At 69.9% G+C, this 25,965-nt stretch carries 25 protein-coding genes; 18 read left to right on the top strand and 7 right to left on the bottom strand.

The features are described from left to right. Window positions 1–37: 37 nt before the first annotated feature. Complete coding sequence (locus tag AC3EO7_RS02215; RefSeq protein ID WP_435590311.1) at window positions 38–1,075, bottom strand: LLM class F420-dependent oxidoreductase; 1,038 nt, start codon at window positions 1,073–1,075, stop codon at window positions 38–40. A gap of 131 nt (window positions 1,076–1,206) precedes the next feature. On the opposite strand from AC3EO7_RS02215, the gene AC3EO7_RS02210 reads away from it, so the two are divergent. From AC3EO7_RS02210 to AC3EO7_RS02195, 4 genes are all read left to right on the top strand, one after another. Beyond that, window positions 1,207–1,866, top strand: coding sequence for a cyclodeaminase/cyclohydrolase family protein (locus AC3EO7_RS02210; RefSeq protein ID WP_431968806.1), 660 nt, complete (start codon window positions 1,207–1,209; stop codon window positions 1,864–1,866). Window positions 1,867–2,014: 148 nt separating this feature from the next. Further along, a complete protein-coding gene (locus AC3EO7_RS02205) occupies window positions 2,015–2,926 on the top strand; it encodes a GNAT family N-acetyltransferase (RefSeq protein WP_435590310.1) in 912 nt (303 codons plus the stop codon). Window positions 2,927–3,100: 174 nt separating this feature from the next. Then, on the top strand, window positions 3,101–3,853 hold the full coding sequence (locus AC3EO7_RS02200; RefSeq protein WP_435590309.1) for a L,D-transpeptidase: 753 nt from the start codon (window positions 3,101–3,103) through the stop codon (window positions 3,851–3,853). A gap of 152 nt (window positions 3,854–4,005) precedes the next feature. After that, entirely contained in the window at window positions 4,006–4,764 is a 759-nt protein-coding gene (locus AC3EO7_RS02195) for a DUF8176 domain-containing protein (protein ID WP_435590308.1), read from the top strand. 104 nt (window positions 4,765–4,868) lie between these two features. Here AC3EO7_RS02195 and AC3EO7_RS02190 read toward each other — a convergent pair whose 3' ends face one another. Further along, the gene (locus tag AC3EO7_RS02190) at window positions 4,869–5,720 is read right to left on the bottom strand and encodes a bifunctional 5,10-methylenetetrahydrofolate dehydrogenase/5,10-methenyltetrahydrofolate cyclohydrolase (RefSeq protein WP_435590307.1); all 852 of its coding nucleotides are present in this window, start codon (window positions 5,718–5,720) and stop codon (window positions 4,869–4,871) included. A 250-nt stretch (window positions 5,721–5,970) separates the two neighbouring features. On the opposite strand from AC3EO7_RS02190, the gene AC3EO7_RS02185 reads away from it, so the two are divergent. Continuing rightward, window positions 5,971–6,843: a YdcF family protein gene (locus AC3EO7_RS02185; RefSeq protein ID WP_431968816.1), complete on the top strand. Its 873-nt coding sequence runs from the start codon at window positions 5,971–5,973 to the stop codon at window positions 6,841–6,843. A gap of 193 nt (window positions 6,844–7,036) precedes the next feature. After that, window positions 7,037–7,837, top strand: a complete 801-nt coding sequence (locus AC3EO7_RS02180) for a putative protein N(5)-glutamine methyltransferase (RefSeq protein ID WP_431968818.1) — start codon at window positions 7,037–7,039, stop codon at window positions 7,835–7,837. 45 nt (window positions 7,838–7,882) lie between these two features. Here the strand turns inward: AC3EO7_RS02180 and AC3EO7_RS02175 are convergent, their stop codons facing one another. Together AC3EO7_RS02175 and AC3EO7_RS02170 are read right to left on the bottom strand one after the other, a co-directional pair. After that, window positions 7,883–8,713 (bottom strand): SDR family oxidoreductase, encoded by an 831-nt coding sequence (locus tag AC3EO7_RS02175; protein ID WP_431968820.1) that lies wholly within the window; start codon window positions 8,711–8,713, stop codon window positions 7,883–7,885. A gap of 27 nt (window positions 8,714–8,740) precedes the next feature. Then, window positions 8,741–10,315, bottom strand: a complete 1,575-nt coding sequence (locus AC3EO7_RS02170) for a succinic semialdehyde dehydrogenase (RefSeq protein ID WP_435590306.1) — start codon at window positions 10,313–10,315, stop codon at window positions 8,741–8,743. 147 nt (window positions 10,316–10,462) lie between these two features. Here AC3EO7_RS02170 and AC3EO7_RS02165 point away from each other — a divergent pair, with 147 nt between their 5' ends. Continuing rightward, window positions 10,463–11,158: a TetR/AcrR family transcriptional regulator gene (locus tag AC3EO7_RS02165; protein WP_431968824.1), complete on the top strand. Its 696-nt coding sequence runs from the start codon at window positions 10,463–10,465 to the stop codon at window positions 11,156–11,158. A 54-nt stretch (window positions 11,159–11,212) separates the two neighbouring features. After that, window positions 11,213–11,872, top strand: a complete 660-nt coding sequence (locus AC3EO7_RS02160; RefSeq protein ID WP_431968826.1) for a TetR/AcrR family transcriptional regulator — start codon at window positions 11,213–11,215, stop codon at window positions 11,870–11,872. An 89-nt stretch (window positions 11,873–11,961) separates the two neighbouring features. On the opposite strand, the gene AC3EO7_RS02155 is transcribed toward AC3EO7_RS02160, so the two are convergent. Continuing rightward, a complete protein-coding gene (locus AC3EO7_RS02155) occupies window positions 11,962–13,455 on the bottom strand; it encodes a flavin-containing monooxygenase (protein WP_435590305.1) in 1,494 nt (497 codons plus the stop codon). Between the two features lie 675 nt (window positions 13,456–14,130). On the opposite strand from AC3EO7_RS02155, the gene AC3EO7_RS02150 reads away from it, so the two are divergent. The 10 genes from AC3EO7_RS02150 to AC3EO7_RS02105 all read left to right on the top strand — a co-directional run bounded on the left by AC3EO7_RS02150 (window position 14,131) and on the right by AC3EO7_RS02105 (window position 24,620). Next, window positions 14,131–15,180 (top strand): 3-oxoacyl-ACP synthase III family protein, encoded by a 1,050-nt coding sequence (locus AC3EO7_RS02150; protein ID WP_431968830.1) that lies wholly within the window; start codon window positions 14,131–14,133, stop codon window positions 15,178–15,180. Between the two features lie 10 nt (window positions 15,181–15,190). Next, a complete protein-coding gene (locus AC3EO7_RS02145; protein WP_431968832.1) occupies window positions 15,191–16,105 on the top strand; it encodes a hypothetical protein in 915 nt (304 codons plus the stop codon). Next, window positions 16,102–17,781, top strand: coding sequence for a fatty acid CoA ligase family protein (locus AC3EO7_RS02140; RefSeq protein WP_435590304.1), 1,680 nt, complete (start codon window positions 16,102–16,104; stop codon window positions 17,779–17,781). Before AC3EO7_RS02145 ends, AC3EO7_RS02140 begins: the two co-directional genes overlap by 4 nt. Then, a complete protein-coding gene (locus AC3EO7_RS02135) occupies window positions 17,778–18,104 on the top strand; it encodes a hypothetical protein (RefSeq protein ID WP_435590303.1) in 327 nt (108 codons plus the stop codon). The genes AC3EO7_RS02140 and AC3EO7_RS02135 overlap by 4 nt, the downstream gene beginning before the upstream one ends. Beyond that, complete coding sequence (locus AC3EO7_RS02130; RefSeq protein ID WP_435590302.1) at window positions 18,101–19,144, top strand: NAD-dependent epimerase/dehydratase family protein; 1,044 nt, start codon at window positions 18,101–18,103, stop codon at window positions 19,142–19,144. The genes AC3EO7_RS02135 and AC3EO7_RS02130 overlap by 4 nt, the downstream gene beginning before the upstream one ends. A 19-nt stretch (window positions 19,145–19,163) precedes the next feature. After that, window positions 19,164–20,357 (top strand): peptide synthetase, encoded by a 1,194-nt coding sequence (locus tag AC3EO7_RS02125; protein WP_435590301.1) that lies wholly within the window; start codon window positions 19,164–19,166, stop codon window positions 20,355–20,357. A 92-nt stretch (window positions 20,358–20,449) separates the two neighbouring features. Beyond that, window positions 20,450–22,576, top strand: a complete 2,127-nt coding sequence (locus AC3EO7_RS02120) for an MMPL family transporter (RefSeq protein WP_435590300.1) — start codon at window positions 20,450–20,452, stop codon at window positions 22,574–22,576. 150 nt (window positions 22,577–22,726) lie between these two features. After that, window positions 22,727–23,614: a universal stress protein gene (locus AC3EO7_RS02115; protein ID WP_435590299.1), complete on the top strand. Its 888-nt coding sequence runs from the start codon at window positions 22,727–22,729 to the stop codon at window positions 23,612–23,614. A 150-nt stretch (window positions 23,615–23,764) separates the two neighbouring features. After that, window positions 23,765–24,154, top strand: coding sequence for a hypothetical protein (locus tag AC3EO7_RS02110; protein ID WP_431968846.1), 390 nt, complete (start codon window positions 23,765–23,767; stop codon window positions 24,152–24,154). A 160-nt stretch (window positions 24,155–24,314) separates the two neighbouring features. After that, on the top strand, window positions 24,315–24,620 hold the full coding sequence (locus AC3EO7_RS02105) for a hypothetical protein (protein ID WP_435590298.1): 306 nt from the start codon (window positions 24,315–24,317) through the stop codon (window positions 24,618–24,620). Window positions 24,621–24,706: 86 nt separating this feature from the next. Here AC3EO7_RS02105 and AC3EO7_RS02100 read toward each other — a convergent pair whose 3' ends face one another. Both AC3EO7_RS02100 and AC3EO7_RS02095 read right to left on the bottom strand, forming a co-directional pair. Next, window positions 24,707–25,348, bottom strand: coding sequence for an NAD(P)-dependent oxidoreductase (locus AC3EO7_RS02100; protein ID WP_431968850.1), 642 nt, complete (start codon window positions 25,346–25,348; stop codon window positions 24,707–24,709). Window positions 25,349–25,551: 203 nt separating this feature from the next. Further along, window positions 25,552–25,956, bottom strand: coding sequence for a hypothetical protein (locus AC3EO7_RS02095; RefSeq protein ID WP_435590297.1), 405 nt, complete (start codon window positions 25,954–25,956; stop codon window positions 25,552–25,554). Window positions 25,957–25,965 lie beyond the last annotated feature (9 nt).

Here is a 25,965-nt window from a genome sequence, read left to right as displayed (position 1 = left end):
CCCCCGCCCCCCCCCCCCCTACCCCCCGTCGCGTTCGTCAGACCAGCTCGCGCAGCTGCTCGATCAGCTTGACCCGCTCGGCGGGCGTGGCGGCCATCGGCACCACGTTCAGGACGGTGACGCCCGCCTCGCGGAAGGCGGCGATACGTTCCTTGACGAAACCGGCCGGTCCGACCAGCGAGATGTCGCGGACCAGATCGTCCGGCACCACCTTGGCCGCCTCTTCCTTGCGCCCGGCCAGGTACAGCTCCTGGATGCGGTCCGCCTCGGCGCCGTAGCCGTACTTGGTGGCGAGGGTGTGGTAGAAGTTCTTGCCCTTGGCGCCCATGCCGCCGATGTAGAGGGCCAGGTGCGGCTTGACGAACTCCAGCAGCGGCGTCACGTTCTCGCCGATGGCCAGCGCCGGACCGGCAAACACGTCCAGCTTGCCGAGGGCGGGGTCGCGCTTGGCCAGGCCCGCGTCCAGCGACGCGCCCCAGACCTCCTTGGCCCGCTCGGGCAGGAAGAAGATCGGCTGCCAGCCTTCGGCGATCTCGGCGGCCAGCTCCACGTTCTTCGGGCCGAGCGCCGCGAGCAGCACCGGAATGCGTTCGCGCACCGGGTGATTGATCAGCTTCAGCGGCTTGCCGAGGCCGGTGCCCTCGCCCTCGGGCAGCGGGATCCGGTAGTGCTTGCCCTGGTATTCGAGCCGTTCCCGGCGCCACACCTTGCGGCAGATCTCCACCAGTTCCCTGGTGCGCCCGATCGGCGCGTCGTAGGGCACGCCGTGGAAACCCTCGATCACCTGCGGGCCCGACGCGCCGAGGCCGAGCAGGAACCGGCCCTCGGAGACGAAATCGAGGCCAGCGGCGGTCATCGCCGTCAAGCTGGGGGTACGGGTGTAAATCTGCAGGATGCCGGAGGCCAGCTGCAGTCGCTCGGTCTTCGCGGCGAGGTAGCCGAGCGCGCTGACCGCGTCGAAGGAGTACACCTCGGGCACGAAGACGGTGTCGAGTCCGGCCCGTTCGAGGTCGGCCACTTCGGCGGCCGCTTCCTTGAAGCCGCCCGAATAGTTGATGCCCAATCCGATCCGCATGTGCTCAACATAACCCCAGGTTTGCGCCGACTGCGCACCGGCCGTCCGACGCGGTGGTCGGGCAGGGTGCGCACGGCCGCAGGCGGTAGCGTGATCATTAATTCACGCCGCCGGAGAACGAAAGGCAACCCGTGTCGCAGCCGAGCACGTCGTCCCAGGAAACTGCGTCTTCCTTCGGTGAGGTCACCCTCGCGCAGTACCTGTCCGATCTGGCCGCCAAGATCCCCGCACCCGGCGGCGGTGCGGTGGCCGCGCTGCACGCGGCGCAGGGCGCGGCACTGATCGGCATGGTCGCCCGCTACACGACCCGGGCCAAGGACGCCGAGCACCGGCCGATCGTGGACCGCATCATCGAGGCCGCCGACGCGGCCCGCGCACGCGCGCTGGCCCTGGCGGATGCCGACGCGGCCGCGTTCACCGCGGTGGGCGCCGCGTACAAGCTCCCGAAAGCCACCGGCGAGGAGACCGCGGCCCGCACCGAGGCGATCAACGCCGCCCTGGTGGAGGCGGCACGCGTGCCCGCGGCGGTGGTCGACGAGGCCGACGAGGTGCTGTCGCTGGCCGCTGAGCTGCTGCCGATCGGCAACCCGAACGTCGTCACCGACATCGGCGCCGCGGCCGACGCGGCACGCGCCGCCGCCACGAGCTCGCGGCTCAACATCGAGATCAACCTGGCCTCGCTGCCCGCAGCGCTGGGCGACAAGTTCGCGCCCGCGTTGCTGCGCATCGAGGAGATCACCGCGCGCGCCGACAGCCTGCACGCCGAGGTCGTGCACGCCGTACGCAGCTAGCACGACCCATGGGCGACACGCCGATACGGAAACACGCCGCCATCTTCCTCGGCAGGAGCGGCCTGACCAGGGCGCGTCGGGCGGTTCGCGCGGCGATGTATCGGCAAGCCTCCCCAGGTGACCATGTCCGGATCTACGGTTGATGGTCATGAGTGACGATCCCCCGTCCTCCGAGATACCCGGCTCCGATCCGGCGCTCCAGGTCCGCGCGCGGCGCGCGCAAGCCTGGAGCAACTACCATGCCGCGCGCATCGCGCTCGCCGACCTGCGCATCCGCACCAACTTGCAGGGCAGGCCCGCTTGGCTCGGCCGCTTGCCCGGCGGCGCGTACGAGCGCGCGGAACGGCGTCTCGACAAGCTGCGGCGCGAACTGGGCAGGCACGGGGTCGGGGCCGACGAGCACTCCTGGGGATTGCTCTCCGGCGGCGAGACCACCACGTTGGCCGGTGTGGTCGGCATCGAGACCACCATCGCGGTCGTCACGTCGCGTTTCGCGGTGAGCGCGCCGCAGTGGGCGCGCCAGCTGCGCGCCATCGCCCGCGACTGCCCCTTCGTGCGCGAACAGGCCGCCGAAGGCGACCGCCGGTGCGTCGACGAGCTCACCAACCGGCTGCTGGAGAGCGTCCGGCTGGCCCCTTCCGAGGTGGCGCGGCAGCGGCTGATCGATCATCTTCCCGGCGAACTGCGCCCGATCCCCTCCGACATCGCGCAGTTGCGCAGACGCGGACCGGGCCCGATCGAGATCGGCTTCGAGATCCACACCAGCACAATCGAACTCGAGGGCATCACGGTCACGCCCGCGCTGCGCGGAATGGGCCTCGGCAGTGCGGGACTCGCGCACCTGTGCCGGACGGCGGACGCACATCGCCTGCACATCGTCGGCCAGCTGCTGCCCACCTTCCGCGACGACGAGGCCGCGATCCCGGCGCTGGCGAGCTGGTGCCGCGGGCACGGGTTCACGGTGCACGAACGGCTCGGCGGGCGCATCGCCCGCCGGCCCGCGACACCCAAGCCGGAATCGCGATCCGTGCGGGGGCTCGGCGGAGCGCCGACGACGTAATCGGACCCCGTGGCTGGATGAGAGGCGCGCTACTCTTCGAAGGCTTAGAGAAAACCGACCGGTCTCATGGTTGATCCCCGGGAAATCCTGTCCTGGATGTTCGGCAAGCCGGGTTGATCATGAAGGCGTAGACTGGTTTTTCGCGTACGACACCATCTCGAAAGGGGTGGAGCCATGAGGAGCGTACTTCGCCACCTGTTCCTCGCGACCGTGGTCATCATGCTGACCGCGTTCGGCTCCGGTGCGGCGGGAGCGACACTGATCGTTCCTTCGTCCGCCGACAGGATCACGGCGATCACGCCGACCGCAGGACAGGAAGTCGGCATCGCGCATCCGATCACCATCCAGTTCGCCGCACCCGTCACGAATCGCGCTCGCGCCGAGCGTCTCGTGACAGTCGGCTCGGCAGGCCCGCTCGACGGCACGTTCGCCTGGACCACCGACCGCGAACTCACCTGGACGCCGACGGGCTTCCTGCCCGCACGCTCCGCCATCACCGTCCGAATCGGCAACGCCCGCACCGAATTCCGCACCAACGAAGGCGTGTACGCCGAGGCCGACATGTCCGCGCACACCTTCACCGTCAGCATCGGCGGCCAAGTCGTGCGGAGCATGCCCGCCTCCATGGGCAAGTCCGGATTCGAAACTCCCACAGGCACTTTCCCGGTGCTGGAGAAGTTTCGCTCGGTGGTCTTCGATTCCCGCACCATCGGCATCCCGCTGAGCTCGCCGGAGGGCTACCTGATCAACGGCGAGTACGCCGAACGCCTCACGTGGGGTGGCGTTTTCGTGCACTCGGCACCGTGGTCGGTGGATTCGCAGGGCTACGCCAACGTCAGCCACGGCTGCATCAATCTCGCACCCGACGACGCGGCCTGGTACTACCAGACGGTCGGCATCGGCGACCCGGTCAACGTGCACTGGTGAGCCCGGGTCCAGTGGTCCGCCTCTCCGCGCCACGCGCCCCGGACGTTTCGCAGAACGCGGTTCCCTGGCAGTATCGTGCCGGGGAGCTGGTTTCGATGTGGGACTACCCGACGGCGTGACCTGATGAAGGCGGGGAGATGGAACGACCGGACATGACGACACGACCCGGACAGAGCATGATGCCGCGGGCTGCCGCGCCCGGGTCGCCGCCGTGGCCCGGTGAATTGCGCTTTCGCGGCGACTGGCCGGTCCGGGAGTCGCAGCGGCCGTACGACTCTCACGAACCCGAGGGGGAACCCGACGCCGAATTCGCCCCGGAGCCAATGCACTTCCCCGAAGAGGACGTCTTCGCACGGATGATCGACCGATCCCCCAAACGCCCGCCGCTGCGCCGCTGGGCTCCCGCGCTGATCGGTTCCGTCGCCGCACTGGCGGTCACTGCCGCGGCTTTCCTGTACTTCCGCGGCGGTCCCGCGCCGCAGCCCACGGCCTCCAACAGTCCCGCCCCGACCACCGAGCCGCTGGTGGTTCCCGCGTCCCGCTGCCCCGCGGAGCGCATCGGCGACAAGATTCAGGGCAACGGCGACGGCGGCACGGATTCCGGTCCGGGGGCCATCTTCGCGTTCCAGTACGCGTACTACGTGACGCGCTCCGCCGAACAGGCGCGCACCGTGGTCGCGCCGAACGCCTCGGTGCCCACCGTGGACGCCATTCAGCACGGCATCGACAGCATCCCCGCGGGCACCACGCACTGCGTCGCGATCACCCCCGGCGCGTTCGCGGGCCAATATCGCGTCGTGATCACCGAGTCCCGGCCCGGCCGCGACCCGATGACCTACAACGCCCAGCTGGTCAGCGTGGCCCGCGCGGGCGACCGCACCCTCATCACGGGCATCGCCGCCGCGGGCTGAGCCGCACCGCCCGCCGATCTCGCGGACGATTCCCCGCCGCCCGGCCGCCGCCGGCTGAACCGCGCCGCTCGCCGATCTCGGCGACGGTTCCGCCACCGCAGCCGTCAGCCGCGCAGCTTCTCCGCCGCCGCGACCACGTGCCGCATGAGCAGCGCGGTGGTCACCGGGCCGACGCCGCCGGGGACGGGGCTGAGTCCGGCGGCCTTGCCGCGCACCGAATCCGCGTCCACGTCGCCGACGATGCCGCCGTCCGGCGCCTCGTTGGTGCCAACGTCGATGACGATCGCGCCCTCGCGCACGTGCTTGCCGGTGACCAGCCCGGCCCGGCCCGCCGCGGCCACCACCACATCGGCCGTCGAGGTCACGCCGGCCAGGTCGGCGGTGCGCGAATGGCACACGGTGACGGTGGCGTCCTCGGCGAGCAGCAGCTGCGCCAGCGGCTTGCCGACGATGTTCGAGCGCCCGACGACCGCGACCAGCTTGCCGCGCAACGGGATCTCGTGGTGCTTCAGCAACTCGACCACGGCCTCGGAGGTGGCGGGCACGAAACCGTCCAGACCGGCGGCGAGCAGGCCGAGCGAGAGCGGGCTGACGCCGTCGACGTCCTTGTCGGCGGCGATCGCCGAACTCACGTCGTCGAGCGAGACGCCCGCGGGCAGCGGGGTCTGCAGCATGATCGCGTCGAAGGAGGGGTCGGCGCTGCGCGCGTCGAGTTCCGCTCGGATCTGCTCCGCCGTGGCGTCGGCGCCCAGATCGATGCGATCGCACGCGATTCCGAGTCGCTCGGCGGCCTTGCGCAGCGAGTTGACGTACCAGGCGCTGGCGGGATCGTCGTTGGCCACGACCAGGGCCAGCCGCGGGGCGTGCGCGCCCGCGACGAACGCGGCGGCGCGTTCCTTGGTATCGGCGTTGATGGCGGCGGCGAGTTCCTTGCCGGTCAGCGAAAGGGTGTCCACGGGGTGACAGCTTAGTGGGCGCTGCCGGACGCATTCCGGCAGCAACCCGCGCACCCGAGCGGAGTCATCGTCTCCCGGCCCGTCATCGCGAGAAGTCGCGGCGCGATCGCGCGAAGTCACGGGGCGATTCGGCCCGCGAATTACCGGGTTCCGCCCGGTCGCGGTCGTATCGTGGACGGAGCTTTGCCACCGGCCAACTGTCAGCTGACGTACCGAAACCCGTTTCACGCGTGGAAAGGTGTCGACTGTAGTGAGAATCTCGAGGCATTGGAAATCCCTGGTCGCGGCGTCGTTCGCGGCCTTCACCCTCACCGGTCTGGTCGGCGCGCCCGCCCAGGCGTCCCCCGAAACCGACGCCCTCTACAACTCCGCCCAGCGCCACTTCACCGACGGCAACGAGGGCGCGGGCCTCGCCGACCTGCGCGCGCTGCTCGGCACCGATCCCGGTGACGCCGAAGCGCTCTCGTTGCAGGCCATCTGGTCGCACTACGCCAACGACCTGCCCGCACTGGCCGACGCCATGGGCCGGTTGCAGGCCACCGACCCGGTGATGGCCGCGGGCACCGGCCACGTGCTCAATGCCATCGGCGCCGCGGTCGGCACCCTGCCGAATCCGCTGCCCGCGCTGATCGGTCCGCAGACGGGCATCGTGGTGCTCGGCTACGGTCTGCTCCCCGACGGCGCGCTGCGCCCCGAGCTGGTGAACCGGTTGACCGCCGCCTGGATCCAGGCCGTCGCGGCACCGTTCTCGCCGATCGTGGTGACCGGCGGCAATCCGCAGAACGGGATCACCGAGGCCGATGCCATGCGCAACTGGCTGGTCGAGCGCGGCATCCCGGCCTCCCGAGTCCATGTCGAGAACCGGGCGAGTTCGACGGTGCAGAACGCGCTGTTCAGCAGTCGGCTGCTGCGCGATGTCGGCGCGACCAGCGCCGTCGTGGTGACCTCGCCCAATCACATTCGCCGCGCGGTCGCCGATTTCATCGTGGCGGGCACCCGCGTCGTCGGCGCCACCACGTCCCTCGAACAGCTGGTCTCCCAGCTGCCCCCACCCGCCCGCAACGCCCAGCGCGGCATCTACCTCGACGCCACCCGCACCTTCCAGCTGGACATGTCCCGATAGCCACGCGCGTCGCGGCCCGAGTGAGACGTCCTCGCTCGGGCCGCGACGCGTTCGGACCACCGGTTTGCTCGACGAACACACAGGCCACGGCGTTCGGTAGTCATCGACGAACCTGGTGGTGCGGCAGTCCCATCTCGCACCGGCACCGGATACCCGCTGGCAGACGCCGAGCCGACTCGTGCAGGATGGCCGGGTGTCAGGTGTGGAGGTCGCCGAGGTGGCGGCGCAGTTACGGGCGGCAGGGTGTGTGTTCGCCGAGGACGAGGCGCGGCTGTTGATCGGCGCGGCGGACGAGACCGGGAGCGATCTGAACAGCCTTGTCGCGCAACGGGTTTCCGGGACACCGCTGGAGCACCTGCTGGGGTGGGCGGAGTTCCGCGGGCTGCGGGTCGCGGTCGGGCCGGGGGTTTTCGTGCCGCGGCAACGCACGGTCTTCCTGGTCGAGGAGGCACTCGCGCTCGCGGGCGCGGTCGGGTCGGCGCCCACGGTGGTCGACCTGTGCTGCGGTTCGGGGGCGTTGGGGTTGGCGCTGGCCACCGCGCTCATCGCCGAGGGACGGACCGTCGAACTCGCCGCCGCCGATATCGAACCCGCCGCTGTCGCGTGCGCGCTCCGCAATCTCGATCCGCTCGGCGCGGCGGTCTACCAGGGCGACCTGTTCGAGCCGCTGCCCGGCGACCTGCGCGGCCGCGTCGACATTCTGCTCGCCAACACCCCGTACGTGCCGTCCGGCCACATCGCGGGCATGCCACCCGAAGCCCGCGACCACGAGCCGCGCACGGCGCTCGACGGCGGCGCCGACGGACTGGACGTCTTCCGCCGCGTCGCCGCCGAAGCGTCCGAGTGGCTTGCCCCCGGCGGGCACCTGCTGGTCGAATCGAGTCCCGAACAGTCGGTCGTCGCCATCGAGATCCTCGCGGCGCACGGTCTCACCGCGCGCGTCGCGGAGTCCGAGGAGTACTACGCCACCGTCGTCGTCGGCGCCCGCCCCTGACCACCGCGCAATCGAGGGCGGGCGCTGCAACGGCGCCGAGGCCGGTTACTTCTTGCGCCCGGTGAACTGGTCCATGGAGCGGTAGACACCGACCGTGTCGAGGAAGAGGTCGCGGAGCTTCAGCGGCAGGACGCCGGAGAGCGCCCGGTTGAGGCGGGAGGTCCACGGGAGGACGACCAGCGGGTTGCCCTGCTTCATCTCCTTCCACGAGGTGTCGACCACGTCGTCCTGCTCGAGGATCGGGGTGAGCCAGAAACCCTTGGCGCCGTCGAACATTCCGGTGTTGATGTAGGTCGGGCACACGGTGGTGACCTTGACGTGGTCGTGGCCCGCCTGCTCCAGTTCCAGGCGCACCGAGTCGGACCAGCCGAGCGCCGCCCACTTGGACGCGGCGTAGACCGACATGCGCGGGTTGGACACCAAGCCCGCGGACGAGGCGATGTTGAGCACCCGCCCCTCGCCGGCGCCGCGCACCATGGCGGGCAGGAATTCGAGCGTGATGTACATCGGCGCGAGCGAGTTGATCGCCATGGTCTTGTCGATGTCAGCGCGGTTCTCGGTTTCCCAGAAGTAGGTGTTGCCGCGCACGATGCCCGCGTTGTTCACCAAGATGTCGATGTCGCCGACCGCCTCGCGCACCGCGGCCGCCGTCTCGGCGATGGCGTCGCGGTCGGACACGTCCACCACGAACTCCTCGATCCGCGACCCGCGACCCGCGAGTTCGGCGGCGGTGCCCTTCAGCGCGATCTCGTTGACGTCCCACAGCACCACCGCCGCGGCGCCCTCGCGCACCGCGCGCTCGGCGAACAGCTTGCCCAAGCCCATGGCAGCGCCCGTGACCAGGACCTTCTTGCCCGCAACCGTGTCCAGCTTCATTCGTTCCCTATCCCTGCGTTCGTGTCTTTACTTCTGGCGCAGCGTCTTCATGACGGCGAAGTAGAGCGTCATGGTCTTGGCCCACAGCTCCTCCGACATCCCCGGCAGCGGCGCGATCGGCAGCACCCGCTGCACCGCGATGGTCTGGGTGTCGATGTACTTGAGCAGGCCCTCGGGGCCGTGCCGCCGCCCGGTGCCGGAGATGCCGAGACCGCCGGACGGCGCGTCGGCGCTGCCCCACGCGGCGATGAAGCCCTCGTTGACGTTCACCGAGCCCGCGTTGATGCGCGCGGCGACCTCCCGGCCGCGCTGCACGTTCTTGGTCCACACGCTGGCGTTGAGTCCGTAGGCGGTGTCGTTGGCGGCCTCGATCGCTTCCTCGTCGCTGCCGACGCGATAGATCGAGACCACGGGGCCGAAGGTCTCCTCGCGGTAGACCGTCATGCCCGGCCGCACACCGGCGAGCACCGTCGGCTCGTAGAAGAAGGGGCCGAGATCGGGGCGCGCGCGACCGCCCGCGAGCACCGTCGCGCCCTTGGCCACGGCGTCGTCGACATGCGCGCGCACGGTGTCCAGCTGGCGCTGGAAGGTCAGCGAGCCCATGTCGCTGCCGTAGTTCAGCTCCGCGCCCAGCTCGATCGCGCGCACGTTGGCGACGAATGCGGAGACGAAGCGGTCGTAGACCGCCTCGTGCACATAGATGCGCTCCATGGATTCGCACAGCTGCCCGGCCGAGGCGAAGCAGGCGCGGATGGCGATCCTGGCGGCGCGGGACACGTCGGCGTCGGCGAGCACCAGCAGCGGATTCTTGCCGCCCAGTTCCAGCGAGTAGCCGATCAGCAGTTCGCCGGCCTGCTGGGCGATGGTGCGGCCGGTGGCGCTGGAGCCGGTGTAGTCGACGTAGTCGGCGCGGCCGATGACCTCGCCGCCGATCACCGAACCGCGGCCGAGCACTGCCTGCCACAGTCCGCGCGGCAGCCCGGCGCGCACGGCGGCATCGATAGCCCACAGCGCGGTGAGCGCGGTCTGGTTGTCGGGCCGCGCGACCACGGCGTTGCCGGCGACGAGCGCGGGCAACGCGTCGGAGGCGGCCAGCGCGAGGGGGTAGTTCCACGGGGAGATCACCGCGACGACGCCCTTGGGCCGGTGGCGGACGTCGACCTGGGTGAGGACCGGCAGCACGCCGCGCGGCTTGCGGGTGGCGAGCAGCTTCTCGGCGACCGAGGCGTAGTACCTGGCGTTGACCGCCACGTCGCCGACCTCGTCGAAGGCGTGCGCACGGGACTTGCCGGTCTCGGTCTGCACGAGGTCGAGGATGGTGTCCTGCTCGGCGAGCACGATGTCGTGGAAGCGGCGCAGCACGGCGACGCGCTCGCGCACCGGGCGGCGCGCCCATTCGCGCTGCGCGGCCCGTGCCGTGGCGAAGGCCCGCTCGATGTCGCGGGTGGACGACTGGGGCAGTTCGGTGATCAGCCGCCCGGTGGCGGGCGCGAACACTTCGACCGCGGGCGCGCGGCCCGCGACGGCATGCTCGAGCAGCGGCCGGACCAGGTCGGCGGGCAGTGCGGCGGCTTCGGCGGGCAGCTTGGCGGCGGTCGTCATGGTCGGACCTCTCGGAGGGCGGTTCGGGTGCGCACGTCCAGACATTTACTGAACAGTGGTGTTAGATTAATCCTCGTGACGTGTCCCGTGTCAAGCTCTCCGTTGTGCAGCACAGACATGCCCGACATCCGGTTGTGAGGTCTCACCATGTCCACTGACGCGACGACGACGCGCCGCGGCCGCCCACCGCAGACCAGGGAGCAGGCCGAGGAGGTCAAGGCCAGGATCGTGCTGGCCACGGCGGAAGTGTTCACCCGCAACGGCTCTCGCGGACTGAGCGTCGCCCAGATCATCGAACAGGCCGGGCTGGCGCGGCCGACGTTCTACCGGTACTTCGGCAACGCCGCCGAACCGCTGCACGTGCTGCTCACCGCCTCCAACGAGGGCCTGGTCAGCGGCATCCGCGCCGCGCTCACCGGCACCGCCGAGCCCGTGGAACTCGGCATCCGGCTCATCGACGCCTACCTGGGCTGGGCGCGCGGCCACGGCGCGATGCTGCGCCCGCTGTTCGCCGAGCTGCACGATCCGGGCTCGCCCGTCTCCGCCTATCGCGAGCGCGCCCTCGACGACATCCGCGCGACCGTCCGCGAGACGTTCACCGAGCTGGACCGACCGATCCCCTCCCCGCTCGATCTGGACGCCGCGCTGCACGTCTGCGAGTACGTCGTCTACCGCATCTCCGCGGGCACCGCGCCCGGCGCCGAACCCGACGCCGAGACCGTCGACGCCGCGCGACTCACCATGATCCGGGTGCTGCTGACCACCCTCGGCACCCGCGCCGACGTCGAATACGCCCTCGACATCCCGAACCTCTTCCCCGAGGCACCCCCCGCGGCCGGCTGAACGCCGGGAACTCGGCCCCCGTCGTAGCCGATTCGGGCATGAGAGGATCGGGGGATGGTCGCAGATTCCGATGAATCCTTCGCCCGTATGCGCAACTGGCGTGGCCTCGCCCCCGCCGAGCGGATCGCCACGCGCCGAACACAACTCGTCGAGGCGGCGACCGAGCTGATGGCGACCGTCGGCGCCGCCGAGATCTCCATGCGCGGGGTGTGCAGGCAGGCCGGGCTGACCGAGCGCTATTTCTACGAGAGCTTCCCCAATCTGGAGGCGCTGCTGGTCACCGTGCTGGAAACCGTGGTCGTCGGGGCGCGCGACCACCTGCTCGACGCGCTGACCGAGGCGCCGATCGAACGCGAGGCGATGTTCCGCCACGTCGTGGCCGCCTTCACCGACTATCTGACCGAGGATCCGCGCCGGGGCCGGATCATGTTCGTCGAGTCGCAGGCCACCCCCGTGCTGTCGCAGCGCGGCGACGAGCTCATCGAGTTGTTCACCGCGCCCATCGCCATGACCATCGGCGCGGGCGACTACCGCGAACCCGGCCCCGACCACCTCGACAGCGTGCTCAACGCGAACGCGATCTTCGGCGCGCTGGCCTACCTGTACCGGCCGTGGCTGAACGGCGCGATGGACGTCCCGCGCGAACGGTTCGACGAGCATGCCGCCCGCCTGCTCACCGCCGTCGCGCTGGTCCGGTCCTCGGACGCGAAGTAAACGCATCTCCGCATTCGCTCCGGCCGTGCGCAGTTCACGGACGGACTCGTCCGGCAGCGCCTACCGAGCGCCCCTCCCGGAAGCGCTCGCTACGTCCCGGCGGGGATCCGGTCGCGGCGCGCGGCGCCCTCGAATCGCATGGCGCCGTCGGTGATCGCGCCGTGGCGCAACGTGATCAGATCGCGCACGTAGTTCATGTGCAGCGCCCACGGCGCGCGATCGCCCTGCATCGGGAACAGGGTGGCGGCGCGCAGCACGTAACCGGGCATGAAGTTGGTGAACAGCGGCGCCTTGCCGACCGAAGGGTCGCGCACCGGCATGCAGCGGGCGTAGCCGTGCGCGTCCATGTGCCGCAGCAGGCGCACTACGTATTCGCTGACCAGATCCGCTTTCAGCGTCCACGACGCGTTCGTGTAACCGATCACGAAGGCGAAGTTCGGCACCCCGGAGAGCATCATCGCCTTGTAGGCGAGGTGATCGGCCATCTCGACCGGCTTCCCGTCCACGACCAGTTTCATGCCGCCGAAGGCGAGCAGGTTCAAACCCGTTGCGGTGATGACGATGTCGGCGTCGAGGTGGCCGCCGGAGGCCAGCGCGAGACCGCGCTCGGTGAAGGTCTCGATGCGATCGGTGACGATGTCGAGCTCGCCCTTGCGAATAGCGCGGAAGAAGTCGCCGTTCGGCGCGAGGCACAGCCGCTGGTCCCACGGGTTGTACTTCGGCGTGAAGTGGGTGTCGATGTCGAAGCCCGGCGGCAGCCAGCGCTGCTGCCACCCGCGGATGCGTGCCCGCATGCGTTCCGGGTAGCGCTGGCTCAGCTGATAGATCGCGGTCGCGATGGCGACGTTCTTCGCGCGCGCCACCGCGTAGGCAGCCTTGGCGGGCAACCACTTTCGCGCCCGGTGGGCCAGATTGTCGCGTTCGGGCGCGGAGATGATGTAGCTGGGTGAGCGCTGCAGCATGGTGACGTGCGCACCCTGCGCGGTCAGCGCGGGCCCGAGCGTCACGGCGGTGGCGCCGCTGCCGACGAGCACCACGTGCTTGCCCGCGACGTCCAGCTCGTCCGGCCAGTGCTGCGGGTGGATGATCGGACCGGAGAAGCGCTCGGTGCCCGCGAAGTCCGGCGTGTAGCCCTCGTCGTACCGGTAGTAGCCGGAGCAGCACCACAGGAAATCGGTGGTCAGCGTGACCACGTCGCCCGTGTCGGTCCGTTCGGCGCGCACGGTCCACCGATTGTCGGACGAGGACCATTCGGCCCGCACCACGCGGTGGTGGTAGCGGATGTGTTCGGCGATCCCGTTCTCGCTCGCGGTGTCCCGCAGATAATCGAGGATCGTGTGACCGTCGGCGATCGCCTTCTCCCCCAGCCAGGGGCGGAAGCGGTAGCCGAGGGTGTACATGTCCGAGTCCGAGCGAAGTCCCGGGTAGCGGAACAGATCCCAGGTGCCGCCGAGGGCGGCGCGGCTCTCCAGAACCGCGAAACGACGTCCCGGGAAAGCCTGCCGCACGTGGTACGCCGCACCGATGCCGGACAATCCGGCCCCGACGATGAGTACATCGACGTGCTCGGTCTCGGTCGTCATGACACAGCTCCTCCGATTCTTCTGCGGACGGGTGCGGCGGTGCATCCGCGATAAGGGAAGCCTAATCGCGCCGCCTGCGACGTCTGTCGATGGCCTGTCCGGAGCCGGGCCGCAGGCGCGAGTACGCCCGGTCGCCCAATTCGATGTCCACTCGGCCGCCCATCCGGACCGGAGGCGAGCACGCGCGGGCCCGAAATCGGCGACGAACCGGTTCGCCTCCACCCCAACGCCATTGCCGAGATTCGGGGGCGACGAACCCGCTTTCGATACCGACCGGTTCGCAAGGCCTCGCAGGCGAGTGAGGTCACTCACAGGAAGCTCGGCGGTACCACTTCGTACATCCGCCTAGCTATTTCGAACCCTGGTTAGCCAATTGTTCGCGCTCACAACGCACCCGCATCGCGCCGCGGATCGCCTTCGTCGCCCAGCAAGCTCGCAAAACGAGTGTCAGGGCGGTGAAGTGCCCCCTACCGGCCACCATAGCGAGCGGCCATAGCCGAGCAGTATCCAGTTAGTGACACCGCACGAAACGTATACGTCGCCGCGCCGACTGTCTGAGAAGGAGGGTCGATTTCGAAACGTACCCATTTCTAGTTACTGTCCGGTAGTGTTCCGACGCACCGACGATCAGAGAAGATCCGGAACCGTATCTGTCAACGATTTCCAGGAGCTCACGTGTCGCATTCTCGCTTCGAATCCATCGGCGCATATCTGCCCTCGAACAGCGTCACCACCGAGGACTTGATCGCGCGGCTCAAGGTGCCGCCGTCGTTCGATCTCGAGCGAATCACAGGAATCAAGGAACGCCGGGTGCACGATACGCGTCCGGAAAGTTACGAGGATTCCTTCGCGCTCGCCATCAAGGCCGCCGAGGACTGCCTGTCCAGGTCACGGTACTCCGCCGCCGAACTCGACGTGATCATCTCCAGTTCGATCACGCGCAGCAAGCACGGCACCAGGGTGTATATGGAGCCCGCTTTCGCCTCGTCGATCGCCAAACACGTCGGCGCTCGAAAGGCGATCACTTTCGATATTTCGAATGCGTGCGCCGGAATGCTCTCCGGCACCTACATCCTCGATCGGATGATTCGCGCCGGCATCGTCCGAAACGGCATGGTGGTCAGCGGTGAAGCAATTACGCCGATCGCCGAAACCGCGGTGAACGAAATTTCCGAGAAATACGATCTGCAGTTCGCCTCGCTCTCGGTCGGTGATTCGGGATGCGCGATCGTGCTGGACGAGGCGGTCGACGACGCCGACAAGATCCACTACATCGAGATGATGACGGCCTCGGAGCACTCGCACCTGTGCCTCGGCATGCCCAGCGGCCGGACCCAGGGCGTCGCCCTGTACACCGACAACCGCAAGATGCACAACGAGGCCCGGTTCATGCTCTGGCCGAACACCCAGGGCAGCTACCTGGACGCGCAGGGCAAGACCTTCGCCGACGAGCAGTTCGACTACATCATCCACCACCAGTTCGGCGCCGCGGCGGTTCCCTACGCCAACGCGATCGCCGCACGCGAGTTCGGCTCGCCGATGCCGCCGGACCTCAACGTCATCCACAAGTACGGAAACACCTCCACCACTTCGCATTTCATCGTGCTGCACGATCAGCTCAGCGATCAGAACATCCCGGCGGGATCGAAACTGCTGATGATCCCGGCCGCTTCCGGCGTCGTGACCGGCTTCCTGTCCACCACCATCTCCTCCCTGAAGGTCTGAGGTAATCGACATGGGCGTGCGTATCAAGTCCACCGGAGTCAGCCGGGCGGGCGACACCCACAGCATCATCGCGCACAGCGGCCGCGCCGCACGGCGCGCGATGGACCGCGCGGGCATCGAGCCCGCGCAGGTCGGCGTGCTGATCAACGCGGGCGTGCACCGCGATTCGAACACCGTGGAACCCGCGGTATCCGCGCTGATCCAGAAGGCGGCGGGCATCGGCCTCGAGTACGAGAAGGACGATCCGACCTCGTTCTCGTTCGACCTGATGAACGGCGCGGTCGGCGTGCTCAACGCGGTGCAGGTGGCCATCTCGATCCTGGAGACCGGCAGCGCCGAGCACGTGCTGATCGTCTCCGGTGACACCCACCCGTCGCTGACCCGCGCGATTGCCGACGACGAATTCCCCTACGCCACAGCGGGTGCCGCATTGTTGCTGGAGCGCACCGACGAGCCCGAGGGCTTCGGCCGTGTGCACACCGCGACCGCCGAGGGCACGCCGGCCATCGAGGCCTACGTCGACACCGCCACCATGGGCACCGTCGGCCGCGGCCTGATGACCGTCGAGCGTGAGCCCGGCTTCGAGGACCGCCTCCTCGAGGTCGCGCTGGAGCCCGCCCGCGCGGCGCTCGCCGAGGCCGGTGACATCGATCTGGCCGCCACGGTGCTCATCGCCTCCACACCGAGCGCGGAATTCCCGCTGCGGCTGGCGGACGCGCTCGGCATCGCGCGTGATTCGGTGCGCACCCCCGACCTGTCCGACGGGGACCCGCACACCGCCGCGCTGCCACTGGCCTACGACCGCGCCGTGGCGCAGGATGCGTTCGGCCCGCACACGCAGGTGCTGTTCGTCGCGGCGGGCGCGGGTCCGTCGGCGGCGGCGGTGCTGTACCGGCTGCCTGCCCTCGTCGGGGCGCCCGCGTGACCGCAGGGACTTACTGGCAGGCCATCGACCGGTTCCGTGCGTTCGCGCGCACGGAGCCGGACCGCCAAGCGGTGATCTACCCCGAGGGGAAGAATCCCGATGGCCTGCCGGCCTACCGGCACCTCAGCTATCGCGAACTCGACGAATGGTCGGACGCGATCGCCGAGCGGCTGACGGCCTCCGGCGTCGGCACCGGCACCCGCACCATCGTGCTGGTCCTGCCGAGCCCCGAGCTCTACGCGATCCTGTTCGCGCTGTTGAAGATCGGGGCCGCGCCCGTGGTCATCGACCCGGGCATGGGTGTGCGCAAGATGTTGCGCTGCTTGCGCGCGGTGGACGCCGAGGCGTTCATCGGCATCCCGCAGGCGCACGCCTTGCGCGTTCTGTTCCCCCGCAGCTTCCGCGGCGTGCGCACCGCGGTCACCGTCGGCAAACAGTGGTTCTGGCGCGGTGAGCGGTTGCAGGACTGGGCCCGGCGCCCGCAGCGCCCGGCGCCGAATCGCGCACCCGCCGACCCGGGCAGTCTGCTGATCATCGCCTTCACCACCGGAAGCACCGGCCCGGCGAAGGCGGTTCAGCTCACCCACGGCAACCTCGCCGCCATGGTGGAGCAGGTCGACACCGCGCGCGGCCACGTCCCTCCGGACACCTCGCTGATCACCCTGCCGCTGGTCGGCGTGCTCGATCTGCTGCTCGGCGCGCGCTGCGTGCTGCCGCCGCTGATTCCCAGCCAGGTCGGCTCGACGGACCCGGCGCACGTGGTCGACGCCATCGGCAGATTCGGGGTGCGGACCATGTTCGCCTCCCCAGCGGTGCTGATTCCGCTGCTGCGCCACCTGGAGCAGCACCCGACGGATCTGCCCACCCTCGGCAGCATCTACTCCGGCGGTGCGCCGGTGCCGGACTGGTGCATCGCCGGGCTGCGCGACGTGCTGAACGAGGACGTGCAGATCTTCGCGGGCTACGGCTCCACCGAGGCGCTGCCCATGTCCACCATCGAATCCAGGGAACTACTCGGCGGCTTGGTGACCAAGGCGCATCAGGGCGAAGGCACCTGTATCGGGCGGCCGTCGGACCGGGTCGAAGCCCGGCTGGTGGCCATCACCGACGCGCCGATCCCGACCTGGGCGCGCGCCGAGGAGCTGGCGGGCGAACTGGAGAAGACCAGGGGCGTGGGCGAACTCGTCGTCTCGGGTCCGAACGTGAGCACCGCGTACTACTGGCCGCACGAGGCCAACCACCAGGGCAAAATCGTCGACGGCGACCGGATCTGGCACCGCACAGGCGATCTGGCCCGGATCGACGAACAGGGCCGAATCTGGTTCTGCGGGCGCAAGAGTCAGCGGGTGGTCACCGCGGACGGTCCGATGTTCACCGTGCAGCTCGAGCAGATCTTCAACACGGTGTCCGGCGTGGCGCGCACGGCGCTGGTCGGCGTCGGCGTGAAGGGCGCGCAGCGACCCGTGCTGTGCGTCGAGCTGAAGCCGGGTGTGGATCGCACCGCCGTCGAGATGAAGCTGCGCACCCGCGCCACCGAATACGAGCTCACCAAGCAGATCACCGATGTCCTGGTGCACCCCAAGTTCCCGGTGGACATCCGGCACAACGCCAAGATCGGCCGCGAACAGCTCGCGGTGTGGGCAGACAAGCAGCTGAAGGCCGAGGCGCGCCGATGAGAACGACAGCGCTGCGAGCGATTCCGGTCCTCGGCTGGCTCTACCTCGCGGCAGGCCTTGTCGCGGCGCTCGTCGAACGGGCGCCACGCAACCGCTGGCTGCGCGCCGTGTGGTGGATCGACGCGTTTCTCAGCGTGGTGGTGCACGCGGCCCAGATCCCGGTCGCGCTGCGCGCCACGCGCGGCACCGGGCATTCCCCGCTGAAAACCGCGGTGCTCACCCAAATCTTCGGCTTGACCTGGTACGGGGATCGGCTCGGCTCCGGCCGGGCCGACGCGACCGGCGACGGCACACCCACCGATCATCGAGAGGGCCAGCGATGAAGATTCTCGTTACCGGGGCCTCGGGCTTCCTCGGCGGCGCGCTCGTGCGCAGGCTGGTGGCCGACGGCGCGCACGACGTGCGAATCCTGGTGCGGCGCACCAGCAATCTGAGCGATCTGGGAGATGCGCGCGAGCGGGTCGAGATCGTCTACGGTGATCTCACCGACGCGCCGTCGCTGGTGGAGGCGACCGGCGGGATCGACGCCGTCGTGCACAGCGCCGCCCGCGTCGACGAACGCGGCACCCGCGAACAGTTCTGGGAGGAGAACGTCCGCGCCACCCAGCGGCTGCTCGACGCGGCCAAGCGGGGCGGCGCGTCGCGGTTCGTGTTCATCTCCAGCCCCAGCGCGATGATGGACTACCACGGCGGCGACCTGCTCGACGTCGACGAGTCCCTCCCCTATCCGCGCCGCTACCTGAACCTCTACTCCGAGACCAAGGCCGCCGCCGAGCGCGCCGTACTCGCCGCGAACGCACCGGGTTTCGCCACCTGCGCACTGCGGCCGAGGGCGATCTGGGGGGCGGGCGACCGGTCGGGCCCGATCGTGCGGCTGCTCGATCGCGTCGCCGAGGGCAAGCTGCCGGATCTGTCGTACGGGCGCGACGTGTACGCCTCGCTGTGCCACGTCGACAACATCGTCGAGGCGACGATACTGGCGCTCGCCTCCGAATCCGTCGGCGGCAAGCCGTATTTCATCGCCGACGCCGAGCAGACCAACGTGTGGAAGTTCCTCGGGCAGGTCGCCGCCGAGCTGGGTTATCAGCCGCCGACCAGGCAGCCGAATCGGCGGGTGCTCGACGCGGTGGTTGCCGTGATCGAGACGGTCTGGCGGATTCCCGCCGTGGCCACCCGCTGGTCGCCGCCGCTGTCACGGTATGCGGTGGCGCTGATGACCCGCTCGGCGACCTACGACACCGGCGCGGCGAGCCGCGATTTCGGCTACCTCCCGATCGTCGATCGGGAGGCCGGGCTGGCGAGCTTCCTCGCCTGGCTCGACACCCAGGGGGGCGTCCGCGAATTGACCAAAAACCTGCGCTGATCCCGACCCGGAGGCAATCATGAGCAGCGACACCACCTTTCGCCGTCCCATCACCCCGACCGAACGCCTGTACTTCGCCGCGCGTGAGCTCGCACCGCCGTTCCTGATGCAGGTGGCGGTGCACGGGCAGGGCGCGCTGGACCCCGCCGAACTCCAGCGCGCGGTCGACGTCGCCGCGGCGGCCATCCCCGGCTCCCGGCTCGTCCGGGACGGCGACGACTGGGTGGACAGCGGCGTCGCGGCCACCGTGCGCGTCGTCGACGGCCACACGCTGACCTACCCCGAGCTGGAGAACGACCCCGTCCTCAACAGCCCGATCGGCCCGACGCCGGACCGCACCTGCGAAATCCTGCTGCTCACCGCGGATCCGGTGACCATCGTCTTCCGCGCTTTCCACGGCGTCATGGACGGCATGGGCATGCGCATGTGGGTGGACGACGTGTTCCGCGCGCTGCGCGGCGTCGAACCGGTCGGCGCGCCCGACCCGGTCGCCGACGTCCAACTGGTCGCGCGCATCGGCGCGCCCGGCAAGCCCTCGCTGCTGATGCCGACCTTCTCGTCGGCGGCCGGTCGCGGCAAGCAGGATCCGGCCGCCTCGCGCTGGCTGCTGCGGCACCGCACGATCGAGGGCACCGGCAAGGGAATTCTCGCGCGGGTCGCCGCCGTGCTCGCCGAGGCGGCGCAGACCAAGTCCCGCTTCATGATTCCGGTCGACCTGCGCAGGCACGACCACACGCTGCGGTCCACCGCCAACCTGGCGCTGCCGCTGTTCCTCGACGTCGCCCCGGGCGACGACTGGAAGTCCGTGAACGACCAGTTGCGCGCGGGCCTCAAGGAGAACCGTGAGCTCAATCAGATGGACAACGGCGGCCTGACGGCCTTCCCGCCCGCGGTGGTCCGTGGAGTGATGCGCGTGGGCAACTGGGTCGGTGCGCGCCTCGGCCGGAACCTGGTCTCCGCCACGGTGACCCACGTGGGCGTCTTCGATCTGACGGACATGGCGGTGCCCGGCTACACCCCGACGTCCATCCGGGTGCTGCCGCAGCACAGCGGGATGATGCCGCTGCTGTTCGCCATCGTGCAATCGGGTGGGCGGCTGGAGATCACGGTGTCGTGCCGCAACGGCGCGGGGGTCGAGCGGCGACTGGAAGCGCTGCTGGATCGCCTCGTGGCCACCTTGGAACACGAACTCGCGGCGTCGCCGGCGCACTGACGCCGGACAGCTACAACCACTGCGGCACAGGAGTTTCCGATGAGCGACACCGATCCGTACATTCCGGGGGGCTACCGTCGGGCAGGTCGGCGATGATCGCCTGGGCCCGGTTCGTGATGGCGCGACCGCGCACCGTGCTCGGTGTCGCGGTGGTTGTGATGGGGTTGTGCGGCCTGTTCGGGGCGGGCGCCGCCAAGCAGCTCAGCGCGGGCGGCGTCATCGACCCGAACAGCGAATCCGCACTGGTCGACCGGCTCGTCACCGAGCATTTCGGCCCGCAGAATCCCGACGTGGTGGCGATCTACACGGCCCCGGAGGGCCAGACACTCGAGGACATCGGGCCACGGGTGCGCGCGGCGATCGCCGCCATCGATCCCGCGCTGCTGGCGCGGCCGATCGAAAGCTATTGGAACAGCGTCCCACCGCGCACGAACTTCCTGCGCTCCCCCGACCGGCGTCACGCGCTGGCGGTGGTGTTCACCGCGGGCGACGAGACGGAGCGCATCGCCGCCTACCCGAAACTCGAAGCAGCGCTGCGCGTTCCCGGCATCGACACCGAGCTGTCCGGCTACAGCGCGCTGTCCACCGAGATCACCGCCCAGTCGCAGCGGGATCTGCTGGTGGCGGAATCGATCTCGCTGCCCGTGACCCTCTTGCTGCTGGTGCTGGTGTTCGGCGGCGTCGCGGCGGCCTCGCTGCCGGTGGTGGTCGGCATGCTCGCCGTCGCGGGCGCGATGGGCGCCATCCGGGTGCTCAGCGAGATCACCGAGGTGAGCACCTTCGCGGTCAACATCGCCTCGCTGCTCGGTTTGGGCATGGCGATCGACTACGGCCTGTTCCTCGTCAACCGGTTCCGCGAGGAGATGGCCGATGGGCGCGACGTGCCGAGAGCGATCGAACGGACCTGCGCGACCGCGGGCCGCACCGTCGCCTTCTCGGCGCTGCTGCTGATCTGCGCGTTCGCCGGTACCTTCGTCTTCCCGCAGGCGGTGTTGCGCTCCTTGGGTTTCGGTGCCATCGCCGCCGTCGGGTTGGCCGCCGCGCTGTCGCTGACCGTGCTGCCCGCGATGCTCGCTCTGTTCGGGCCGCGCATCGGGCGCGCCACGCCGAACGAACGCACCGAACGGTTCTGGGGCCGCATCGTCGGCGCCGTGCTGCGCAGGCCGGGCACGGTCACGATCGCGGTGGGCGCGGTGCTGCTCGCGCTGGCCGCGCCGCTCGGCGGCATCCGGCTCGGCGACATCGATCACCGCGCGCTGCCCGCGGGCAACGCGATGCGCGAGACCGTCGACCGGCTCACCGCCGACTTCCCCGCCGCGAGCAGCGGCGTCACCGCGGTGCTGCGCGGGGTGGACGGCTCGGTGCCCAACGCGGCCGCGGTCGACCAGACGCTGCGCGCGCTCGGTTCCGTGTCCGGCGTCCGCTCGGTGCTGCAAGTCGGGCGGGCCGAGGACTTCGTGGTGGTGCACGTCTTCCTGACCGCCACCGATCGCAGCGACGCCGCCGCGGCCGCGGTGCGCGACATCCGGGCGCTCGAGCCGCCGCCCGACACCGTGATTCGGGTCGGCGGCGACACCGCGGCCACCCGGGACAGCGTCGACTCCATCGTGGCGAGGATGCCGCTGATGGTGCTGGCCATGGTGCTGGCCACCGTCGGCCTGCTGCTGGCCGCCTTCCGCTCGATCGTGCTGCCGCTCAAGGCCGTCGCGATGGCCTTCCTCAGCCTCGCCGCGACATTCGGCGTGCTCACCTGGATCTTCGCCGACGGGCACCTGGCGGGCGTGCTCGGCGTCAGCGTCGGGCCGATCGCCGCGGGCATGATGGTCCTGATCATCGCGGTGGTCTTCGGGCTCTCCACCGACTACGAGGTGTTCCTGCTCTCGCGCATGGTCGAGGCCCACAACGCGGGCGCGGACACCGCCGAGGCGGTGCGCGTCGGCACCGTGAAGACCGCGCGCGTCATCACGGCGGCGGCCGTCCTGCTCGTCCTGGTCACCGGCGCGTTCACGCTCTCGCCGCTGACGCCGATGCGGTTCCTCGGCATCGGCATGATCGTCGCCCTCGTCATCGACGCGACCCTGGTGCGGATGCTGCTCGTGCCCGCGCTCGTGCAGCTCATGGGCGGCGCCAACTGGTGGATGCCGTGGACGAAACGTCCGAGGCGGCATGTCGCCACCGTCCTGGAAAAGGCCGAGGAGCCCGCGGCCACCTCCTCCTGAACGAAGTCCGGCGATCGGCCCGCGGCGCCGTCGGTGCGACCTTCGGCGCCGGAAGACCGACGATCACACGGGGTATCGTCACGGGTGGTGGCCGTGTCCACCGGAACTTTCTCGAGGGCAGCTGGCGCGTGGCACACGAGAGGAGCGGTCATGGCGGTGAATCCGGCGTTCCTGGTCGGCGTGGACGGTTCCGCCGGCTCGACGGCGGCGGTGATCTGGGCGGCGCAGACGGCCGCGCGACACCGGGCGCCGGTGCACCTGCTCCACATCGTGGACGTGGTGGCCGACTACGGTCCCGGCGCCACGGAGCCGCTCACCAGCGCCGACCACGCGCGACTCACCGACCACGGTCGCAGGCTGCTCGACGCGGCGACCCAGCAGGCCGAGAAAGCGGCGGCGGAATTCGGCGGCGTCGAGGTCACCACCGAGCTCGCGCAGGCGGTGACCACCCCGAGCCTGCTCGATCACACCGCGGACGCCCGGATGATCGTGGTGGGGACCAGGGAACGCGGCACCCTGCGCCGGGCCCTGCTCGGTTCGGTGAGCTCGGCGCTGGCGCGGCGCGCGCACTGTCCCGTCGCGATCGTGCGCGAAGGCATCGACCTCTCGCCGGAAATGCGTTCGCGGCCGGTGATCGTCGGCGTGGACGGCACCCAGGTGAGCGAGCCCGCGGTCGGCATCGCGCTGGCCGAGGCGGCGGCGCGCGGGGTGGACGTCATCGCGTTGCACGTCTGGACCGGCGTCGAGCTGCCCGAGCGCTACGGATTCGAGCCGGACTCGATCGCCACCGAGATGGACTACGTGCTCGCCGAGAGCCTGGCGGGCTGGCAGGAGCGCTTCCCAGGCGTCCGCATCCACCGGGCGGTCGTCAAGGACCGGCCGGAACGCCTGCTGCGCGAACGGTCCGAGCAGGCGCAGCTGCTGGTGGTCGGGAGCCGGGGCCGGGGCGGCTTCAGCAGCATGGTGTTCGGCTCGACCAGCCAGTCCCTGCTTCTCTCTGCGAACTGCCCGCTCGTCATCGCCCGCGACGCGGGCTGACGAGCCGAGGGGCGCGGCTCCCGCGCGACGTGCTCGCCCAGCGGACGCCGGAAACCGGCGGCCCGCGGGGTGAATTCGTGTTTCGATGGAACCGGTTCCGGGGCTGGCGCGTCTGATTCATCGACGGAACCAGTGGAAGGGGCGACCGCCATGGCCGTGACGAACCCGTTCGGGGCATTCATCGAAGACGCGAAAGCCGGTGCGCTACAAGTGCGCCTCGAACCTCAGGTCTTCCTCGACCTGGACCGCGCGTGCCAGGACCTGATCACCGCGCTCGCGGCCGCGCAGCACGACGCGCGGGTGCTCGGCGACCTCGGCCACTGGGGGCTCGGCGAGGACGATCCACGGCTCCGGTCGGCGATCGAGTTGGTGAAGTTGTTCCGGGAGAAGGCGTTCGGCGGACCCAACAACGCCTACGACACGCTCGCCGAGTACATCGCGGTCGCCACCGAGATCCAAGCCCTCTTCGGCGCCATCCGCGAAGCCTTCGAGCGCACCGACGCCGAGTTCGCCGCGCGCATCAGGGAGATCACCGGGTGAGAAGCCGACCCGAGTCCGGCGTCACCGCCTGATCGGGTCCAGCGGCATCGTGCCGCGCATCTTCGGTGATGCCCGTCACATCTGCGCGCGCAAGGGAACCGAATGCGCCGCGAAACGTCCAATGCCATGACAGACAACCTCTTTCGAGACAGGACGACGCATGAGGCTTCGAGCGGCCACCCTCCTCGCTTCCGCCGCGATCGCGGCATTCGGCGCGATCACCGCGGGATCGGTCACGGCAGAACCCCTCACCCACATCCTGCCTGCGGCGCAGTTCGATCACGACCCGAGCCATCCCGGCAACGGCTGCCCGCCGCCCCCGCTGGGCCAGGACGGCAAGCCACTGCCTCCGCCGCTGGGCGCCGACGGCAAGCCGCTGCCCCCGCCGATCGGCGCCGACGGCAAGCCGTGCCCGCCGCCGCTCGGCCCCGACGGCAGGCCGGTACCGCCGCCGCCCGGACACTGAGCCACGCCACCCGATCGGGTGTGAATCCAGCGCCGAGGTCGGGAGCGAGCGCGTTCGCGCTCGCTTTCCGACCTCGGCGCCGGTTCTCACGCCGCCGCGACGGTGAACCTGACGCCGCGGTGCGCCGGGCGCTCCGCCTCGTCGAGCAGCGCGACCGCGAAGTCCTCCATCGAGATTCGGGAGACGCCGTCCGGATCACCGAGCAGTTCGTCGCCGCCGACGCGGTATGCGCCGGTACGCTCGCCGGGCGCCAGTTCCGCCGGTGGACTCAGGTAGGTCCAGTCCGCGACCGCATCGGCGCGGCACAGGGCGAGTTGGTCGGCGCAAGCCTGGGCGATCGCCCGCAACTCGACTGGGAAGTCCGGCATCTCGTGCAAGGTCGCACCCTCGGCGCCGGGGACGATCAGCGTCGCCGCACCGCCGACCAGCAAGAGCCGAACCCCGGAGCGGGCCGCTCCCGAGAGCAGGGCCGCGGTCATCCCCGACAGCTCGGCTTCCCGGCCGACGGCGGGGCGGGTCGCCGTGATCACCAGATCCTGTCCCGCACCGAGTGTTTCGACGTCTGCCGCGTTCGCGGCATCGCCCGTACGCACCGCTACGCCGACCGGCAGCCCCGCTGCCCTTTCGGGATTGCGCACGACCGCCGTCACCTCGTGCCCCCGCGCGAGCGCCTCGGCCACGACCCGGCGTCCCACCTCTCCCGCCGCTCCGAACACCGTGATCCGCATCGTCAGAACCTCCTCGCTCCGCTTTCGTTCAGCGTTAAGTAATTTATCTCAACGCTAAATTATTCCGGTACGGGGATACCGCTTTGTGGAACCACTTCGGAGGCACAACGGTAGCGCCTCGCCGCCACCCCGCGGATACTCCTCGAACCCCTCGGTGGCACCGCCTGATCGGCCGAGGCTCGCGAAACACCTTCCCGGACAACTCAGTCGGCCACGAGGCGGGCCCCGTAGTTGCTGTTCTCGCGTTGGCGACGGATGACGTAGGCGCCGGGAGCAGACCCGGTGGCGCCGTGTTCAGGATGCATGAGATAGGCGACGGCGTCGGCCACGAACATGCCCAGAGCCAGGGCCTCGGGGTCGTAGAGCTGCGTTGTCCATCGGCACGAGCCGGGTTCGGCGACGAGCGTGTGCGGGTTGCCGCCTGCCGCGCCGCGCAGCACCTCGATGCCGCCCGGCGGGACGAGGCGCCATTCCGCGTTCGGGAGTGGTGTCACCGAATCGAGCAGATGCGCGGGAATGACGAGGAGGTCGCCCTGCGCGTGCATGCCGTCGATGATCGGGATTCGAATCGTCTGCTCGAGCTGTTCGAGCACAAGGGAATCGGTCATGTGTCTCAC

The sequence above is a fragment of the Nocardia sp. bgisy118 genome, assembly GCF_057708605.1.
The sequence above is the reverse complement of the archived record's forward strand: the minus strand, read 5'-3'. Positions and strand labels throughout refer to the sequence as shown.